The sequence below is a fragment of the Tractidigestivibacter sp. genome, from assembly GCF_057241865.1.
This window is the reverse complement of the sequence record NZ_DBHHPX010000001.1, coordinates 46739-66047: the sequence shown is the minus strand read 5'-3', so window position 1 is coordinate 66047 and position 19309 is coordinate 46739. Positions and strand designations below refer to the sequence as shown.

The following is a 19309-nucleotide window of genomic DNA, read 5'->3' as shown; positions in this document are numbered from 1 at the left end:
TGCTAAGGTGGGGTGACCAACTACCATACCGGAGGCAGCATGTACTCATTTGACAGCAGGGTGCGCTACAGCGAGTGTGACGAGAACGGCGTTCTCGCGTTGGTGCCCATGATGAACTACCTGCAAGACTGCTCTACTTTCCAGTGCGAGGCCAAGGGAAGGGGCATTAGGGAGCTTCGCCGCGACCACCTCGGCTGGTTTGTGACGTCTTGGCTCATTGAGATAAGCTCACTCCCCCGCTTCTGCGACACCATCACAACGAGCACCTGGTGCTATGGCATGAAACGGCTCCAGGTGGGACGCTGCTTCGAGGTTCTGGGAGCAGATGGAACGCGTCACGTACGTGCGGACTCCCAATGGTATATGTACGACTTCTCGCGGGAGCATGTCATCACCATCCCGGATAGCGAATCGGTCTATCTGGAGGGTGACGAACGCCCGAAAGACCTCCCGCAGATCTCTCATCACCTCAAGCCCCAGGGCGAAGGCACGCCCACATCCGCAATCGTCATCACCGAGCAGCACCTCGACACCAACCGTCACGTGAACAACGCCGAGTACGTGCGCTTTGCCCTTCTTGCCGCGGGCGAGTTGGGACACGCCATGGACCTTGCGAGCCTCGAGGTGCAGTACCGCGCCATGGCTCTTCTCGGCGACACGCTGCAGCCGGTGGTCTATGGCGGCGGCAGCGAGGTCACCGTGAGCATTGACGGCGTGGACGGCAAGCCCCGCGCCATCGTGAGGATGGAGGGGCGCGCGTAATGGCCGAGCAGGACGAGAACACATCCACGATACACGTGGCGGCAGCCATCATCCAGCGAGACGAGCGCATCCTGGCGGCACGCCGCGCGCATGGCATGGACGGCTGGGAGTTCCCCGGTGGCAAGGTCGAGCAGGGCGAGACGGGCGAGGAGGCCTGCCGCCGCGAGGTCATGGAGGAGCTTGGCTGCAAGCTCCAGGTCATGTGGCCTCTTGACACGCTGACGTATGACTATCCTGAGTTTCGCCTGGTCATGGACTGCTTTGTGTGCACGCTGGCACCAGACGCAGAGCCCAAGGCCAAGCCTGGAGAGCACAAGGAGCTGCGCTGGCTTGGGCACGGGGACCTTCTCGATGTGGCGTGGCTGCCAGCAGACCAGGGCCTCGTCCAGACACTGGGGCTCGCCTGGGACCAGTTCATGGAGTCGGAACACCTGTAAGGGCAAACCTGCCCATACGCCACCACACAGAGGGGGAAACCCATGAGCAAGGCAGACGACATCTTCGTCGACATGTGCACCGATATTCTCGACCACGGCACCACGACCGAGGGGCAAAAGGTTCGCCCGCACTGGGAAGACGGGACGCCGGCCTATACCATCAAGCGCTTTGGCGTATGCAACCGCTACGACCTGCGCGAGGAGTTCCCCGCCATCACACTACGTCGCACGGCACTCAAGAGTGCGATGGACGAGGTTCTCTGGATCTACCAGCGCAAATCGAACAACGTCCACGACCTCCACAGTCACATCTGGGATGAGTGGGCAGACGGGACCGGTTCCATTGGCAAGGCGTACGGCTACCAGGTGGGCAAGATCTCCCACTATGCCGACGGCGACTACGACCAGATGGACCGCGTCTTAAAGGACCTGCGCGAGAACCCCTATTCGCGCCGCATCATGACCAACCTCTACACCTTCTCGGACCTCTCCGAGATGCACCTGTACCCTTGCGCCTATAACGCCATCTACAACGTGACGCAGGAGCCCGGCGAGAGCCGTCCCACGCTCAACATGCTCCTCGTACAGCGGAGCCAGGACGTGCTTGCCGCCAATAACTGGAACGTATGCCAGTACGCCATTCTGCTCATGATGGTGGCACAGGTATCCAACATGAACGCCGGTGAGCTGGTGCACATGATTGCCGACGCCCACATCTACGACCGCCACGCACCCGTCATTCGCGAGCTCATCTCGCGTCCGCGCCTCTCCGCCCCGCAGGTGAGCCTCAATCCCGAGGTCACGAACTTCTACGACTTCACGACCGATGACCTTATCGTCGAGGGCTACCAATGCGGCCCACAGGTAAAGGGCATCCCCATCGCCATCTAGGAGGAACCATGAATGCAATCGTCGCCGCCTGCAGCGACTGGGGCATAGGCTACGGGGGCGAGCTTCTCGTCCACAGCAAGGTCGACATGCACCGCTTTGTTGAGCTGACCATGGGCGGCACGGTTGTCATGGGCAGAAGGACCCTCGAGAGCTTTCCTGGGGGCCCCCTCAAGGGGAGAAGAAACGTCGTGGTCACCCATAACCCAGGCGAGCTCCCCAGGGGCGTGGTGGGTGTGGTCTCCCCCGCCGGTGCGCTCGATGCGGTTGCGGCCGATGACCCCAACAAGGTGTGGCTCATCGGCGGGGAGTCCGTCTACCGAGCGCTTCTCCCCCACTGCTCACATGTCTACGTGACCAAGTTCGACGTCGAGAAGCCCGCGGACGCCTTCTTCCCCAACCTAGACGAGGACCCTGCATGGCACGTCGAGTCCACGGAGCCCGGCGGCACCACCAAGAGCGGCATCACCTTCACCTTCGTCACCTATGAGACAGGGGGACTGCCCCCTGTCTCATCCCTGCGCTGACGCTTCCTCCGCTGTGCGAATGTCTGTCCCGCCATAGAGCGCCGTGTAGAAGTCATCCGAGAGCGGCGTGTCGACGCTCCAGGTACCATTGTCTCCCTTCGTGAGGGAGACCGTGGCCTCCGTAGTGGCAGTGGTAGCGTCTTCGGCATCGAGGCGCTGGTAGAGGTAGTCGAAGAGCTTGTCGACCAGGGCTGCTCGCCCACCCGAGTCAAGGGTCGGCTGCATATCGTCGGTAAGCATCCATGCCTCGAAGTCCGATGCCGCATTGGTGATGGCGTCCGAGAGGACCGCGTTGGTGACGCTCACGCTCGCGGTGGCCGTCTTGCCGTCCTCGGCAACGCTCACGTCACCCACCTCATACGAGAAGTGTGAGAGCACATGCCTGTGGTACTCGGCCCCATCAATGCCAAACCCATCAAGCTTGGCTATGGTCGCATCATCGCCAAACTGGGGACTGGGTACGCCGCCATCGACAGGCTTGTCATCGCCCTCCTCATCATCCTCCCTGGGATGCGCGATGGCATCGTAGCCATCCATGAACTGCGTCACAGTCTCCGTGACCTTCTCAGCATCGCTCTTGCAGGCGGTAAGCGAGAAGCACACGACAAGCGCAAGGGCGAAAACCCCAAGGCACGAGAGCGCTTGGCCAAGCGGGCGGCGAGAATTGCGAGAGACACGCATGTGGAACTCCTTGTGATGCGGAGACATTCCTGAAGGGCACCTGCCAAGCTTAGACGAACAGGCGCGCCCTGCACGCAAAGAGGCACCCAACGGCCGCTGGGTGCCTCGGCTGAGCGCGACAACAACAACGTCTGTGGCGCGGAGGCCTACTCGTAGTCGCTGGCGACGTCAATCCAGTTGTTGAGGAACTCCTCGTTGTCCTTGCGACCACGCGAGAGCTCGGCTGCAGCAACAACGGGCAGCCAGTAGCTGATCTTCTGCTTGGCGATGTCCGCGGTCTTGGAGTACAGGTCGAGGTACTTGTCAGCGGCAGCGGGGAACTCAAGCGTGAGCAGCATGTAGGTCATGGCCGCATCGGCGTCGGGCAGGCCGACGGTGACATGCGTCCAGTCGCACACGAAGAGGTTGCCATCCTCGCCCACGACAACGTTAGTGGGGTTGAAGTCACCATGGCAGATGGAGCGGCCCTTGCGAAGGCGGTCGGCACGCATCTGCAGGTCGTAGCGGGCAGACGGGTCAAGCGACTTGACGCGTCCAATCATGCGGACGATCTTGTCGCACTGGCCGGTGAGCGCCTGTGGGGCGGGCGTGTTCTGGACCTTGACCTGAAGGTCCACGAACGTCTTGAGAAGCTCATCGAACCTCTCGGTACCCTCGGCCTCCTTCATGAGGTCGTGCAGGGTGCGGCCAGGGAAGTACTCGTAGGCGAGGGCCCACGAGCCGTCCTCGACCTGCGACACCTCGAGGACCTTGGGGGTGTTGAGACCCTCGACCTGCTCAATGCGGGCGAGGTTCAGCGCCTCACGAAAGATATCGACAGCGGGCTTGGTGCGCACAAAGGATTTCACAATCCTGTTGCCATCCTTGTAGACAACCTTGTTGTGGCGGCGAGCAAGCTCGACGCGCTCGTCAGAAAGCTGCATGATGATGCCTCCTAGTAGCCGGATGTGGGATGACTAGTCCTCGTATGAGCTGGCAGGACGGCCGTAGTAGGCGTCGAGGTAGAGCTCCTTTATCTCGGATACGAGCGGGTAGCGCGGGTTGGCGCCGGTGCACTGGTCGTTGAAGGCCTGCAGGCTCATGTCGTCGAGGGTATCAAGGAAGTACTGCTCGTCAACGCCGTACTCGGCAATCGTGTGCTTGACGCCCACATGGTCGAAGAGTCCGCCGATCATCGTGAGGAAGTTCTCGAAGACCTCCTGGTCGTCCCTGCCCGTGGCACCACAGAAGCGGCCGGCCTCGGCGTAGCGGTGCAGCGTCTTGGGGTGGTCGTACTGTGGGAAGGTGCCCATCTTGGTGGGGCGCTCGGCTGCGTTGTAGCGCATGACGCGTCGCAGAATGACTGCGTTGGCCAGGCCGTGCGGAATGTGGTGGAAGGCGCCAAGCTTGTGGGCCATGGAGTGGTTAATGCCCAGGAACGCGTTTGCGAAGGAAAGGCCGCCCAGGCAGGAGGCATTGGCCATGTGGTCGCGGGCCTCGACGTCAGAGCCGTCGTCATACGCGCGCGGCAGGTACTGGAAAACGAGCTTCATGCCACGCAGTGCAAAGGAGTCCGTGTAGTCGGACGCCATCATCGAGGCGTAGGCCTCAAGGCAGTGTGTGAGGACGTCAACGCCAGAGGCGGCGGTGAGGCCCTTGGGCTGCGTCATCATGTTGTCAGTGTCGACAATGGCCATGTTGGGCATGAGCTCGTAGTCCGTGACGGGCCACTTGATGCCAGTCTCGGCATCGGTGATGATGGCGAACGGCGTGACCTCGGAGCCGGTGCCCGAGGAGGTGGGGATGGCCACGAAGAAGGCCTTCTTGCCCATCTTGGGGAACGTGTAGACGCGTTTCCTGATGTCCATGAAGTCCATGCTCATGTCAGAGAAGTCCTCGTCAGGGCTCTCGTACATGGACCACATGATCTTGCCGGCGTCCATGGCGGAGCCGCCGCCGATGGCGATGATGCAGTCGGGCTGGAAGGCGCGGAGAAGCTCCTCGCCCTTCTCGGCATCCTGGAGCTTGGGGTCGGGCGAGATGGACCAGAAGGACTCGTGCGCGATGCCCATCTCGTCGAGAGAGGCCTCGATTCTCTTGGTGAAGCCGCTCTCGTACAGGAACTTGTCGGTGACGATGAAAGCGCGCTTCTTGCCGTAGACGTCCTTAAGCTCGCGCAGGGCGACGGGCATGCAGCCCTTCTTGAAGTAGATCTTCTCGGGTGTACGGAGCCACAACATGTTCTCACGCCTCTCAGCCACAGACTTGATGTTCAGAAGGTGCTGGGGGCCGACGTTGCCGGAGACGGAGTTGCCACCCCAGGAGCCGCACCCGAGCGTGAGCGAGGGAGGCAGCATGAAGTTGTAGAGGTCACCGATGCCGCCCATGGCGGCAGGGGTGTTCACGAGGATGCGGCAGGCCTTCATGACCTCGGCGTGGTGGGCAATCTTGTCCTTCTCGTTGGGGTCAACGAAAAGCGACGCCGTATGGCCGTAGCCGCCGTCCGCCACGAGGCGGGAGGCCTTTGCGATAGCGTCATCAAAGTCGGTGGCATGGTACATGCCAAGGATGGTGGTGAGCTTCTCATGCGCCCAGGGCTCGGAGGGGTCAACCGAGGCGACCTCGCCGATAAGGACCTTGGTCGAAGGCGGAACCTCGACGCCGGCGGTGGCAGCAATCTTGGTCGCGGGCTGGCCGACCATCTTGGCGTTGACGCCACCGTTCACGATAACGGTGTTGCCAACTTTGGCGATGTCCTCCCCCTGCAAGAAGAAGCAGCCGCGCTTCTGGAACTCGGCCTTCACCTTGTCGTAGACCTTGTCGACCACGATCACGTTCTGCTCGGTTGCGCAGATCATGCCGTTGTCGAATGTCTTGGAGTGGATGATGGAGTTCACCGAGAGTTCGATGTCGGCGGAATCATCGATGATGGCGGGGTTGTTGCCAGGGCCAACGCCCAGGGCGGGCTTGCCCGAGCTGTAGGCGGCGTTGACCATGCCCGGGCCACCGGTGGCCAGGATGCAGTCGACGGAGCCCATGAGGGCACCGGTGAGCTCAATCGTGGGCGCAGGCACCCAGTCGATAATGCCCTTGGGGCATCCTGCGGCCTCGGCGGCGTCACGCACGATACGGGCAGCCTCGATGGTGCACTTCTTGGCGCGCGGGTGTGGGCTGATGATGATGGCATTCCTCGTCTTGAGGCAGATCAGCGTCTTGAAGATTGCCGTAGACGTGGGGTTGGTGGTGGGGATAACGGCGGCGATGATGCCAAGGGGCTCGGCAATCTTCTTGTAGCCAAACGCTGGGTCATCCTCGATAACGCCGCAGGTCTTGAGGTCCTTGTACTTGTTGTAGATGTACTCGGAGGCAAAATGGTTCTTGATGACCTTGTCCTCCATGATGCCCATGCCGGTCTCTTCGACCGCCATCTGGGCGAGAGGAGTGCGTGCCTTGTTTGCTGCCATGGCGGCAGCGTAGAAAATCTTGTCCACCTGCTCCTGGGTGAACGTGGCGAACTCCGCTTGGGCGGCGCGCATCTCCTTGATGCGTGTTGCCAGCGCGTCCACGCTGTCAATGACCGTAGCCTTCTCTGCCATGTTACCTCCATATCCACAATCGACCGACCGATTGGGGCCAGTCAAACCAACAACAAGCAAACGAACGTGAGGTAAAGCGTGTTTTGGTACATACGGTGCGTCAAGTAAATAGGCAGACGGCTAGCCTTCTCCCCCAAACGCCACTCGACGCTCATATCATACCGCTTACGGTTGATTGTGCATATAGATGAGCACATTGTTTGCCAAAAGGTTTCTGTCCTACGAAAGCCTACAACCCAGGATAACGTTCCCGTACCGCCCGTCTCGGACGGCTGGTGGGCAGGGTGTTAGTTAGACCGTCGCTGTGCGCACACATGACAATGGTTTTCCGGCACTCGGCACGATTGGTGCTGGGGTGTCTGCGCATCAACGGGCAATGGGCCTGTTATCTATCCAGCTGTTTGAGCCTATGCTCCAAGGCTATAACCTGACGCATGGGGTCATCGGGCGTGCAAGTTACCCGGTGCCAAGTGTCTCCGCCACGGACCCGAAAGTCCACAAATGGCCCAAAGCCGCCTTCAAGCGTGCGCGCTGCCACCGAGAACGACGCGTCCTCCTTAACCCCCGGGTACACCACACCCTCGACCACCGGGTGGCACACGAGATACCTCGCAACCACCTGCGCCGCATCGGACGATTTTCGCCACTCCTGAAGCCTGTGTTCGAGAAGCGCGTGCTCCCTCTCCCCCACCTCCACACCGGCTGCAAGCAGCAAGCGCCCCTCACCTGATATGCCTCGATAGACCCACACAAGAACGCGGCCATCTGGCCCCTCATCCATCGGCATGAAGGCTACGTCTGCGCCGAGGCGCACCGCGGGGCACGCGCCCCCCGTAAGAGAGAGATCGCAGGCGAGAGAGGCTCCCCCATCGTGCGCGGCGGCAGCCAGCGCCCGAATGTCAGCACAGCGCTCGGGCTTTCCGGCAAGCGGCGCTACCACTTGCACGCCGAGAAGGGCCCGATCGAGCTCCCCCTGGCTCACCACGCGCAGCACGAAGGGTCGCTTGGACATGGTCCTTGCTCCTCTCGGTAAATGGACACAAGCGGCGAGGCGACCTTAGCGGCCGTCCCGCCGTAGGCTATCACAGGCTTGTCTCAGCCGACGCGCACTACCCTCGACGCTCGCGAATCTCCTCGGTGATGCTGGCCACGAACTCGTCAAGCCGGCGCTGGACGGTCTCGTTGGAGCGATCACGCACGGAAATGAAGTCGCCCTCGGCCTCCTTCTCGCCCAGGATAAGCATGTAAGGCGCACGGTCCACCGAACGGGCCTCGCGAATTTTGTAGCCAATCTTCTCGTCGCGCTCGTCCACCTTCACGCGCACGCCGGCATTACGGAGAACCTTGGCAACCTGGTCGGCATATTCGCGGGTCTTCTCGGAGACGGGCAGGACCTTCACCTGGCAGGGCGAGAGCCACACGGGAAACTTGCCTGCGTACTGCTCGATGAGCATGCCGATGAAGCGCTCGAAGCTGCCGAAGCCCGCGCGATGGATCATGATGGGCTGCTTCTTGGAGCTATCCTTGTCCGTGTACTCGAGTTGGAAGTTGTGCGGGAGCTGGAAGTCGAGCTGTATGGTGCCGCACTGCCACTCGCGGCCCAGGCAGTCCTGCAGGTGGAAGTCAATCTTGGGTCCGTAGAAGGCACCGTCACCGGGGTTGAGCTTGTAGTCGACATGCATGGACTCGAGGGCGTCCTTCAGGCCCTGCTCGGCATGCGCCCAGTCCTCATCGGAGCCCATGGAATTCTCGGGGCGCGTAGAGAGCTCGACGCGATACGGGAAGCCAAACTGCGCATAGTAGGCCGTAATGAGATGTGCGACGTCCATGACCTGCTCGGTAATCTGGTCTGGACGGATAAAGAGGTGCGCGTCATCCTGCTGGAATTCGCGCACACGGAACAGGCCGTGGAGTGCGCCCCTGAGTTCGTGACGGTGGTCGATGCCGGCCTCGGCGAGCTTGAGCGGCAAATCACGGTAGCTACGCGGCTTGCTCTTGTAGATGAGGCAGGCACCTGGGCAGTTCATGGGCTTGATCGCGTAGTCCTCATCGTCGATCTTGGTGGTGTACATGTTCTCTTTGTAGTGGTCCCAGTGGCCCGAGGTCTCCCACAGGCTACGCGACAGGATGATGGGCGTCTGGACCTGGTCGTAGCCATACCTGTCCTGCATCTCCTGCCAGTACTGCATGAGGGAATTGCGTATGCGCATGCCGTTGGGTAGCCAGAACGGGAAGCCGGGCCCGGCCTCGTTCATCATGAAGATCTCCATCTCCTGGCCGATCTTCCTGTGGTCGCGCTTCTCTGCTTCCTCGCGCAGGTGCTCCCATGCGGCAAGCTCATCCTTGCTGCGGAAGGCGACGCCGTTGATGCGGGTGAGCATCTTGTTGTCCTTGTCGCCCTTCCAATACGCACCGGAAACGCCCGTGAGTTTGAAGGCCTTGAGCGCCTTGGTGTAGAGGAGGTGAGGGCCCACACACATGTCGACGTACTCACCCTGCTTGTAGAACGTGATGTGGGCGTCCTCGGGGAGGTCGTCGATGTGCTCGACCTTGTACTTCTCGCCGCGGTCCTTCATATGCGTGATGGCTTCGGCGCGGGGAAGCTCGTAGGTCTCAAACTTGAGGTTCTCCTTGCAGATTCTTGCCATCTCGGCTTCGATCTTGGGGAAGTCCTCCTCCGAGATCTTGGTGCCCTTGGGAAGGTCGATGTCGTAGTAGAAGCCGTTCTCGGTGGCGGGGCCAAAGGCAAAGTCGGCCTTGGGGTACAGGCGCTTGATAGCCTGGGCCATGACGTGCGCCGCGGAGTGGCGAACGACGTGCAGCTCCTGGTCCTCGGGACACTCGCCCACGTGACCATCGTTGTAGAGAACCTTCATGAGAAACCTCTTTCTTGGGGTAGCTCCCCTAACTTTTACTGCAGGGTGACATTGCTGGCCGCATCCGGCGACCGGCACATAACGGCGACTGTCACGTGGCGCATGGCCAGACGAGGGACAGCCGCCTAGATAGTCATCGCCGCAGTCGTGGTGCGCGTGACGAGAGACGCGTGGATACCAGCTGCGTCCTGGGCCAAACGGAACATGTGCACGTCGCTCGTGTGGCGCATACCCTGATAACTCCCCCGCGCATTCTTTGACACTCCTGCGAGCTCATGCGACACTGCGTCTCCGTAGACGCGTTTGGTCACCTGCGCTGCCTGCCGTTGGATAAGCACTGACACTTTACACCAGAGATGATGGCTTGTCGCAGGGAAGACAAACTCACACGGGAGTCGCGCGAAGCGTGTGGGCGGGACCCTTGCGAGCCTGAGCCCCAAGAGGACCGTTGCCACACCTTTCCAGGCTGGCATATGTTGCCGCTCAGTGGGTGACCGTAAGATTGCCATCACCCGTAAAAACGTGCCGTTTGGTGCTTCGACAAGATGGCCGGCTTCGTCGAGTGTGACCGGACAAGGGATGCCTTGCACAAAACACCTCTAACGCTGGAGTATTTGGTCGCCGTTGCACAAAAACGTCCTATCGCGGGGCACTTCGGTGCTCGATTATCAAAGACGCAACTTCTTAATCCATAGTCTCGCATATTTATTATACAATATGCAACTAAATGGAACATTGATTCAATATTTGATGTCAAGTCCTCAAAGAACCCCGCGATAGCTCGTTTTTATGCAGCGGAATTCCAATTTCCCACCGATAGAGCGTTTTTGTGCACACTCAGGCCGCCATGCAACGGAGGGTGGACGTACCAATGATGCTGGGAAGACGGCTTTGGACATTTTTGCCGATTTCGACACTGCTGTGTATCCGAAATCGTCTCGTTAGCCATAGCAGCATAAGAAGGGGTCCCGCAGAAAGCGGAACCCCCAAGAAGCAAAGCTGGAAAGTTCAGCAAATCTTCTGTTCGCGCAGCTACTGGATGCGTGTACGGCAGTACGGACACACCTTCCAGTCAGCGTTGAGTGGACGATGACAGGTGGGGCACACATTCCTCACCTGGGTGTTGCAAATGGGGCACACCACAAAATCGCGGTCAATGGGGGCACCACACTTGGGGCAGATGCCGTAGTGCGAGAGCTGGTGCTCGCGTAGCGCAATGTCAAGATCTTGCTCCTCACGATCAATGAGGTAGGAGCTGGGCCGCAGGATAACGTACGCAAGAAGGCCCGCTATAGGAATGACCGAGATGATTGCCCACATCCACCAAGGCTCTGCACCACGACGCTGCGCATCGCGAATCACATAGACGATGGAGAGGACATAAAGCATCACGACACACACAACCATGAGGTACAGGACCATCCTGACCTCGGGGGTGAGAATTTGGTCGATAAGGTCTTGCATTCCCTGGACTCCTCTTGTTGACGCATGTGAACGCGACGCTTAACTTCCAGCGGTCGGTAGCGCATGACCGGGCAACGCAATTGATGATTGTATCAGATATGAGCAAGAATGCCCGCAACCTCGCCTGCAAGCATAATGGAGCCACACGCTACGGACGATTCTCCACACAATGCGAACGCGACCTCAACAACACTCCCATAGGTAGCGGCAACATCTGCGCCGACCTACCTGATGATGTCACCGTTCTCATCGTACTTGTAGAAACCCTCACCAGCAGCCATGCCGAGCCTGCCCTCGTCTATGTACTTCTGAAGCACTGCCTTCATGCCTTTGAAGTTGTAGGGCAGCATCATCTTCCTGAGCAGTGGGGTCGCGATGCCAGGCACCTTCTGGTACTGGTCAACGATGTTCATGGCGGTGGTGAGGCCCACGGTGTCGAACACCTGGAACGGACCCTTGGGAGCACCGGTGCCCGAAGTCCAGGCTTTGTCGATGCTCTGAGGGTCGGAGACGCCGTTGGCATAGAGGTCGAGGCCCGAGAGCATCCAGGGTACGAGCTGGGAGTTGAGCAGGTAGCCCGCCTTCTCCTTCTTCACGGGCAGCGGCTCCATGTGGATGCCACGGGCAAAGTCGAGCACTGCCTTAAACGACGCGTCGCTCGTTTCGCTCTGCACCATAACCTCGGTCACGTTGTGCTTCCAAATGGAGTTGGCAAAGTGCAACGCCAGGTAGCGGTCGGGACGTCCGGTGTCCTTGGTGAACTGCGAGGGCAAGAGCGACGAAGAGTTGGTGACAATGATGGTCTTCTCGGGCATGAGAGGGGCGACCTTCTTGAAGAAGTCTGACTTCTGGTCGACCACCTCGGCCATCGACTCGATCACGAGGTCGGCATCGGCCACGGCCTTGGCGAGATCAAGCTCGAGCTTCATCCCATCGTGGGCCTTGCGCACACGAGCGGTGCACTCGTCCGCATCGAACGAGCCGAAGTCGGCGATACCGGGGCACCATGCAGGGTCACTCGCGCTCTTGGCGCCCCTCATGCCCTCAATGGCCTCGAGGTACTGCTGCTCGAACTTGTCGAGCTTGGGCTGGCAGCGGCCGATAGAGCTCTCGGAGCGCAGCCAAATAGTGACGTCGTAGCCCCAATATGCCGCTTGCAGCGCAATCTGCGAGCCCAGCACGCCACCGCCGGCGACCACAATCTTCTTAAAGCCCATGGCATGTCCTTTCATCGGTTTCGTAACGATTCCTATTCGCGATTTTATCGTACTCGGCCTTGGTAACAGCCAACACGTGAAATGCAGGTCCACCACGAGGGGCAGCACGTCCCGCTGACGAGCTAGCCGCGGTTTTGCACGCCGGGGCGAAAGATGCCCGTCACCTCACCAGCCGTGGTGATGGATCCGCAGGCCACGAACGACTCGTTGGCAAGCGCTGCCACTGCCCCAGAAACCGAGTCGAACGCTGCAACGGGCGCGTTGCCTGCGGTCGCAAAGAGCGCACCAAGCTCCTTGGCGGGAAGGGCCCGCGGTGACGAGGTCTGGGCGCACACGACGCGCGGGAACTCCGGGGCAAGCAGGCACACGATGCCCTCGACGTCCTTGTCGGCGAGAACCGCGCAGAGAAGCACGGGCCGATTCGCCACGTTAGGTGCCACCGCGCGCACGGCCGCGAGGAAGGCGGCAACGCCCTGGGGGTTGTGGCAGGCGTCAACAAGCGCCATGGGCTCGGGACGCACCACGTCAAAACGACCTGGAGTGGGGCAGGTAACCACGGAGTCGAAGAGCTTATCGGCGTCAAGCGGACGGCCAAGGTAGTCTTCGGCAAGCTGCACGGCACATGCCACGTTTGCGGCCTGGTAGGAGGGCTTGAGCGCACTCACCTCGGCGTAGGTCGACCGCGTCGTGCGCACGTCGAGCACAAGCGAGCCGCCGATGCGGTTGGGCTGCTCGATCACGCGGTACGTCGCATGCGGGAGCTCTGCGCGCTCGCAAGGGATACCGGGATGCATCTCCCCCACCGCGTCCGAGAGCACCTCGGGCCTCAGGAGCGTGGGCGTGACACCCACGGCACGGCACTGGTCGAGAAGGACATCCTCCACAGTCACAGGCGTTGCCGTCCCCACGCCCAAGACGCAGGTGCGTCCCGGCTTGATGATGGCAGCCTTCTCACCTGCAATCTTCTCGAGGGTGTCTCCCAGGATGCGCATGTGGTCAAGGCCGATGCCCGTCACGGCAACGCTCTTGATGGACTTAACCGCAGACGTGGCATCCCAGCGGCCTCCCATGCCGCATTCGAGCACGGCCACGTCTACGCCCGCCTCTGCAAACACCGCGCACGCGGCAACGGTGAGCAGGTCGAACTCGGTGATGTCGTAGGGCCTCTCGCCCGCATGGGCACGTCGCGCGTTCACACGCTGTCCCGCCACAGAGGCGGCGGCAATGCCACGCGCGAAGGCGTTCTTGGAAACGGGGTGTCCGGCAACCTCCATGCGCTCGGTGTGGCTCACGAGCTCGGGCGAGGTGTAGAGCGCCACGCGCAGCCCCTCGCCAGCGAGAAGCGCGGCAGCATACCGGGCCGTCGAGGTCTTGCCGTTGGTACCTGCAATCTGGACGCTCTCGAAGGCGAGGTCAGGGTCCCCCAACTCGGCAAGCATGTCCTCAACGCCCTCAAGCATGGGGCAGATGCCAAAGCGCAGTGCGGAGTGAAGCGTCCCTAGCGCCTCGTCGTAGGTTGTCTGGGGAACGTCAAACGGAAGATGATACATGGTGTCTCTCGCCCTTCGGCACGGCCTGGCCGCGCGGCCCTACATCAAAACCATCTAAGCTTAGCCATTTGCATGCGCGTCGGCCATGGACGCTCTACCATAGGCAAGCCAGTATCCAAGACCAGCCAAGATGGTGCCCCCAACCAGGTTTCCCAAGGTCACCCACAGCAGGTTGGAACACACGCCAAGAGCGAGAATCCCCGGGACCTCGCCGCCCAGGCCAAGCAGCTGGACGACAAGCCCATACGGGAGAAAGAACATGTTGGCGACGGAGCGCTTGCACCCAGATGCGACAAAGCCCATGACCGGCATCACGCAGGCCAGGAACTTGTCGGCCACAGAGTGCCCCGCAGACGACATCCAAACGGCCAGGCACACCATCACATTGCACATGATGCCGCGGCAGAAGGCCGCCATGGGCGACAGCGATGACTTCGCTAGATGCCTTAGAGACCCCCACATTGACCGTCTTCTTGAGGGTCTGAGCGGGAGACAGGCAATCTAGCTGGTTTGCATCCATGGCACACGACCTCCCAAGGGTCTGGGCTTGCCGGGTCCCAAACAATCAATAGTTGTCACAGCGCACTAGGAGAGCCAGAGCTAGAGCCCGAGCAGCCTCAGTGCCTCGGAGCGCGTCTTGGAATCGCTCTTGAGGCAGCCGCGCACGGCCGAGGTCACGGTCTTCGCACCAGGGGTGCGGATGCCGCGGATGGTCATGCAGGTATGCTCCGCCTCGACCACAACGAGAACGCCGAGGGGGTCAAGCTCGCGCACCATCGCGTCGGCAATCTGACTCGTGAGGCGCTCCTGCAGCTGAAGCCGATGGGCGTATCCCGTAACGCATCGGGCGATCTTCGAGAGCCCCGTGATACGACCGTCCCGCGGGATGTAGCAGACACCCGTCCTGCCCATGAAGGGCAGGATATGATGCTCGCACATGCTGGCAAAGGGGATATCGCGCACAACGACCATCTCCTCGTTGCCAGGTTCGTGGAACTGCTTGCGCAGATAGTGGCCCGGGTCCTTTCGCATGCCACCGAAAATCTCCTCGTAGGCACGCGCAACGCGGTCTGGCGTCCCCACAAGCCCCGGCCTGTCAGGGTCCTCGCCGATGGCGATAAGAAGCTCCCTTACGGCAGCCTCGACGTGCGGCTTGTCGAGCTTCCCATAGGCGAGTTCCGAAGTCCTACCGGGACCCTCGGTCTGCTCGGGAAGGTCGTAGTCCTCGTCCTCGAACGAGACCATCACCTCTCCACCGTCCTCTGCGTCGCCTCGATAACGTGCTTGGCGAGCACCGCCGTGGTAACGGAGCCAACACCACCCGGAACAGGCGTAATGGCTCGCACGATTGGCTCGACGGCATCAAAGTCCACATCGCCCACGAGCTTTTGGGCCTTCTCGTCCCAGTTGATACCAACATCGACCACAACCTGCCGAGAAGAGGCGCAGGCCTCCCCCACCGTGCCAATGTGGCCAGCCGCGGCAACCACGATGTCGGCATCGCGACACGCCGCCGCAAGGTCGCGCGTGCGGGTATGGCACATGGTGACGGTGGCGTTTCTCGCCTGGAGCATCATCGAGACCGGCTTGCCGATAACGAGCGAGCGCCCGACCACGGTGACCTTGGCTCCCTCGAGGGGGACCTGGTAGTAGTCGAGAAGCTCGACCACTGCCTCGGCCGTGCATGGCGGAAAGCCAACGGGCTGACCGGCAAAGACGCCGTAGAGAGACCCCTGCGTGATGCAGTCGACGTCCTTGGCGGGGTCAAGCGCGGTACAGATGGCCGTCTCGTCCAGGGTCTTGGGGAGCGGCCGGAAGAGAAGGCAGCCGTGGATGCCGGGGTCCTCGTTCACCTCGCGAATGACGCCTGCCAGGCTCTCCTGGGTGCAGTCCACGGGCAATGCGAACTTGCGCAGCCCAAGGCCCACCTTCTCCGCGCTCTTTGTGGCACCACGTTCGTACGAGAGGTCGTCCTCGCGCTCCCCCACGCGCACGATGGCAAGCGTGGGGCGCACGCCCTGGGAGACCAGTGTCTCCACCTGGGGCACAAGGCGTTCTGTGAGCGCCTTTGCGACCGGCGCCCCCTTCATTATCTGCTGGGCCAACGGATTCCCCTCTCAACTCGCAAGTAGGCATTGTCGGCCTTCTTGCATCCCTCGTCGAGCATTTCCTGCGTACGAGACAGCAGGCTCTCGGTGTAGTCGCGGTCTGTCATCGACTTGGCGTTGATAAAAATGTTGAGGCTCACCGCCTTGAGCGCTGCCGAGAGAATCGTTGCTCCGGCGCCCGCGTCACTGATCGCGATCTTGGTGCCAATGCGGCTCACCTCATCTACCAGGTCAATGGCTTCGCAGGTCTTCTCCATGATTTTGAGCGGCGGCTCGCATGCCAAACGCAGTGCCGCCTCCATGACCTCGGCCTTGCGTACACGCTCCTCCTCGGTTGCCTTGGGAAGGCCATAGGCACGCGAGAGTGGCTCGAACGCCTTGGCGTCCTCGTCGGCCAGGGCGAGAAGCTCTGCGCGAACGGCCTCGAAGCGCGGAATGAGCTCCTCGATGCGGCCTTGCACGTCTGCGTACTTCCTCTTGCCAAGCGTGAGGCTCGCGACCATCTGCCCAAGCGAGGCACCTACTGCGGCAGCAACTGCCGAGGCACCACCCCCGCCAGGCGCCGGAGCCTTGGAAGAGAGCACATCCGAGAACTCATCAAGCCACATGTGAGCTACAGTATCCATCCACCCTCCAAAAGAAGGAAAAAGGTCCGAATAAGAAAAAGTAGGTTCGCTCCGGGTATCCCCCAGGTGCCGCCGAGAAAATCGCCCGAAGGCGACTGGCAGGATTGCCGGGCTTAGTGAGGGCGCCGGTTAGCTCCCGTGCTTCTCTAAGCGAGACTTCCTGAGCGCAAAGCGCGAAGCAATCTCGCTTAGAGAAGCACGGGAGCCCCCCGGGGAGACTCTAGAACAGCCCGATAATCCTGCCGTCAGGTGTCACATCGATCTTCTCGGCGGCAGGCACCTTGGGGAGTCCGGGCATCGTCATGATGTCGCCCGTGAGCGCTACGATGAAGCCGGCTCCGGCAGAGACCTTGAGGTTGCGCACGGTGATGCGGAAGTTGCGCGGGGCACCGAGCTTGTGCTGGTCGTCGGTGAAGGAGTATTGCGTCTTGGCAACGCAGATGGGAAGCTTGCCAAAGCCCTGCTCTTCAAGCTCCCTAAGCTGCTTGGCAGCCTTGGTGGTGTAGTCGACACCGTCGGCGTGGTAGACCTCGGTGGCGATGGCGTTCATCTTGTTCTCGAGGGAGTCGTCGACGTCGTAGGCAAAGCGAAAGTCGTTGGGCTGGTCGCAGAGACGCAGCACCTCCTCGGCAAGCGCCTCGCCGCCTTCTCCGCCCTTTGCCCAGACCTCGGAGAGTGCAACGTTCACGCCAAGCTCGTGGCACTTGTCTTCGACCACCTTGAGCTCGGCCGCTGTGTCCGTGGGGAACACATTGATGGCAACCACCACGGGCAGGCCCCAGACATCCTTGATGTTGGAGACGTGCTGCAGCAGGTTGGGCATGCCCTTCTCGAGCGCCTCGAGGTTCTTCTGGCCAAGGTCTGCCTTTGCGATGCCGCCGTTGTACTTGAGCGCGCGAACGGTGGCCACGAGCACGACCGCGCTGGGGTGCAGGTTGGCGTAGCGGCACTTGATGTCCAAGAACTTCTCGGCACCAAGGTCTGCACCGAAGCCTGCCTCGGTAACCACATAGTCCGCGAGCTTGAGCGCCGTGGTCGTGGCCTCGACGGAGTTGCAGCCGTGGGCGATGTTGGCGAACGGGCCACCGTGCACGAAGGCGGGGTTGTTCTCGAGCGTCTGGACGAGGTTGGGCTTGATGGCGTCCTTCAGGAGCGCCGTCATGGCACCCTCGGCGTGAATGTCGTGGACCGTCACGGGCTTCCTGTCGTAGGTGTAGGCGATGACCATGCGGCCGAGGCGGGCCTTGAGGTCCATGAGGTCAGTGGCGAGGCAGAAGCAGGCCATGACCTCAGAGGCCACGGTGATGTCGAAGCCGTCCTCGCGCGGCATGCCGTTGGCAATGCCGCCGAGACCATCGACAATGCTCCTGAGTTGGCGGTCGTTCATATCGACGCAACGTTTCCACACGATGCGGCGCGAATCGATGCCCAGGGCGTTTCCCTGCTTGATGTGGTTGTCGAGCATGGCGGCGCAAAGGTTGTTGGCAGCGCCGATGGCATGGAAGTCGCCGGTGAAGTGGAGGTTGATGTCCTCCATGGGGACAACCTGGGCGTAGCCGCCGCCGGCGGCACCGCCCTTCACGCCAAAGACGGGACCGAGCGACGGTTCGCGCAGGCAGAGCATCGTCTTCTTGCCCAGGCGGTTCATGGCATCGGACAGACCGATGGACGTGGTGGTCTTGCCCTCACCGGCAGGCGTGGGGTTGATGGCTGTCACGAGGACGAGCTTGCCCTTAAGCGGCTTGCCCGTCAAGGAGTGGATGTCCACCTTTGCCTTGGTGTAGCCGTAAGGCTCAATCATGTCGCGAGAGAGGTCTGCCTTCTCGGCAACGGCGAAAATGTCCTCCATCTTCGCTTCCTGTGCAATCTCAATGTCTGATTTTGCCATCGCATGCTTCCTTTCGCTTTATGGCGCTGGTCGACGCCAATGGTTACCGAGTCTCACGGGACGAACTGACCGCCCTCCATTGTGTTGCAATGGAGGGGACTTGGGCAGAGAAGTTCGCATCTCCGTCTGACTCTTACAAAAGGCTCCTTGGATCCGTGGGCCTTCACCAAGCTTTGACCGGATGGTATCCGCCTCGCTTTCGCGCCTGGATACCAGACTTTGGGAACCATTCGCCCCGCTTGCCTTACACGTCGATTTACCGACCTCCCAGACGTGGCCACAATGGAAAAACCGCCGCAACCGGCGAGAAGCAATCGGCGAATTGCCCAAGGGAGACACTCCGGAGCACGCATGGGCAGATGCCGGCAGCAGCTTCGGATAAACCCTTCTGCCTTCTGGGAGGATGAGCCAACCATGCGGGATTCGGACGGTTAGGGCTGGTCAAATGACGAGATTCCGCGCATTTCCGCCCCAGCGGGTCTTTCCTGCAAATCCCGGATGGTTAGGCTGCCCTAACCGTTCGAAAATACCTAGACGGCGAAATCCGGCGTCATTGCGGGCGCAAATCCTGGTCGGTTATCCGCCTCCAGCGGTCGCGGCAGTTGCCAAGCCGACACCCGAATGATGCGATCAATCTGTTGGGGATTCCGTCGTCCCAATTATCCGGAAGCCGCCACACGACGCACCTGGTGGGTGCGATGCCATCCGGT

17 protein-coding genes are annotated in these 19309 nt (G+C 61.1%); 4 read left to right on the top strand and 13 right to left on the bottom strand.

The genetic code is table 11. The features are described from left to right. The first annotated feature begins 39 nt into the window (after positions 1-39). The 4 genes from ACO59D_RS00275 to ACO59D_RS00260 are packed head-to-tail and all read left to right on the top strand — an operon-like array spanning position 40 to position 2614. Positions 40-762, top strand: coding sequence for an acyl-[acyl-carrier-protein] thioesterase (locus ACO59D_RS00275; RefSeq protein ID WP_485125284.1), 723 nt, complete (start codon positions 40-42; stop codon positions 760-762). Further along, positions 762-1199 carry a (deoxy)nucleoside triphosphate pyrophosphohydrolase gene (locus ACO59D_RS00270; RefSeq protein WP_485125283.1) on the top strand — a complete coding sequence of 146 codons (438 nt, stop codon included), beginning with the start codon at positions 762-764 and terminating at the stop codon, positions 1197-1199. Before ACO59D_RS00275 ends, ACO59D_RS00270 begins: the two co-directional genes overlap by 1 nt. A 42-nt stretch (positions 1200-1241) precedes the next feature. Continuing rightward, positions 1242-2090: a thymidylate synthase gene (gene thyA, locus ACO59D_RS00265; RefSeq protein WP_485125282.1), complete on the top strand. Its 849-nt coding sequence runs from the start codon at positions 1242-1244 to the stop codon at positions 2088-2090. 8 nt (positions 2091-2098) lie between these two features. Next, a complete protein-coding gene (locus ACO59D_RS00260; RefSeq protein ID WP_485125281.1) occupies positions 2099-2614 on the top strand; it encodes a dihydrofolate reductase in 516 nt (171 codons plus the stop codon). Here the strand turns inward: ACO59D_RS00260 and ACO59D_RS00255 are convergent. The 13 genes from ACO59D_RS00255 to ACO59D_RS00195 form a co-directional block, all read right to left on the bottom strand. Then, a complete protein-coding gene (locus ACO59D_RS00255) occupies positions 2600-3295 on the bottom strand; it encodes a hypothetical protein (protein ID WP_485125280.1) in 696 nt (231 codons plus the stop codon). The two genes, ACO59D_RS00260 and ACO59D_RS00255, sit on opposite strands and share 15 nt — an antisense overlap. A gap of 146 nt (positions 3296-3441) precedes the next feature. Next, positions 3442-4218, bottom strand: coding sequence for a phosphotransferase family protein (locus tag ACO59D_RS00250; RefSeq protein WP_130812235.1), 777 nt, complete (start codon positions 4216-4218; stop codon positions 3442-3444). Positions 4219-4251: 33 nt separating this feature from the next. Next, positions 4252-6870 (bottom strand): bifunctional acetaldehyde-CoA/alcohol dehydrogenase, encoded by a 2619-nt coding sequence (gene adhE / locus ACO59D_RS00245; protein ID WP_485125279.1) that lies wholly within the window; start codon positions 6868-6870, stop codon positions 4252-4254. Between the two features lie 385 nt (positions 6871-7255). After that, positions 7256-7882 (bottom strand): hypothetical protein, encoded by a 627-nt coding sequence (locus ACO59D_RS00240; protein WP_485125278.1) that lies wholly within the window; start codon positions 7880-7882, stop codon positions 7256-7258. A gap of 97 nt (positions 7883-7979) precedes the next feature. Then, positions 7980-9746, bottom strand: a complete 1767-nt coding sequence (gene thrS / locus ACO59D_RS00235) for a threonine--tRNA ligase (RefSeq protein WP_485125277.1) — start codon at positions 9744-9746, stop codon at positions 7980-7982. A gap of 1032 nt (positions 9747-10778) precedes the next feature. Continuing rightward, positions 10779-11210, bottom strand: a complete 432-nt coding sequence (locus ACO59D_RS00230) for a zinc ribbon domain-containing protein (protein WP_130812239.1) — start codon at positions 11208-11210, stop codon at positions 10779-10781. Positions 11211-11434: 224 nt separating this feature from the next. Then, the gene (locus ACO59D_RS00225; protein WP_485125276.1) at positions 11435-12427 is read right to left on the bottom strand and encodes a 3-hydroxyacyl-CoA dehydrogenase; all 993 of its coding nucleotides are present in this window, start codon (positions 12425-12427) and stop codon (positions 11435-11437) included. 122 nt (positions 12428-12549) lie between these two features. Then, a complete protein-coding gene (locus ACO59D_RS00220; protein WP_485125275.1) occupies positions 12550-13977 on the bottom strand; it encodes a bifunctional folylpolyglutamate synthase/dihydrofolate synthase in 1428 nt (475 codons plus the stop codon). A gap of 60 nt (positions 13978-14037) precedes the next feature. Then, positions 14038-14439, bottom strand: coding sequence for a formate/nitrite transporter family protein (locus tag ACO59D_RS00215; protein ID WP_485125274.1), 402 nt, complete (start codon positions 14437-14439; stop codon positions 14038-14040). 138 nt (positions 14440-14577) lie between these two features. Then, positions 14578-15222: a GTP cyclohydrolase I FolE gene (gene folE, locus ACO59D_RS00210; protein WP_485125273.1), complete on the bottom strand. Its 645-nt coding sequence runs from the start codon at positions 15220-15222 to the stop codon at positions 14578-14580. After that, the gene (locus tag ACO59D_RS00205) at positions 15222-16067 is read right to left on the bottom strand and encodes a bifunctional 5,10-methylenetetrahydrofolate dehydrogenase/5,10-methenyltetrahydrofolate cyclohydrolase (RefSeq protein ID WP_485125388.1); all 846 of its coding nucleotides are present in this window, start codon (positions 16065-16067) and stop codon (positions 15222-15224) included. The genes folE and ACO59D_RS00205 overlap by 1 nt, the downstream gene beginning before the upstream one ends. Continuing rightward, positions 16067-16711, bottom strand: coding sequence for a cyclodeaminase/cyclohydrolase family protein (locus tag ACO59D_RS00200; protein WP_207302707.1), 645 nt, complete (start codon positions 16709-16711; stop codon positions 16067-16069). Before ACO59D_RS00200 ends, ACO59D_RS00205 begins: the two co-directional genes overlap by 1 nt. Positions 16712-16931: 220 nt before the next feature. Continuing rightward, positions 16932-18599, bottom strand: coding sequence for a formate--tetrahydrofolate ligase (locus ACO59D_RS00195; protein WP_485125272.1), 1668 nt, complete (start codon positions 18597-18599; stop codon positions 16932-16934). Positions 18600-19309: the final 710 nt, after the last annotated feature.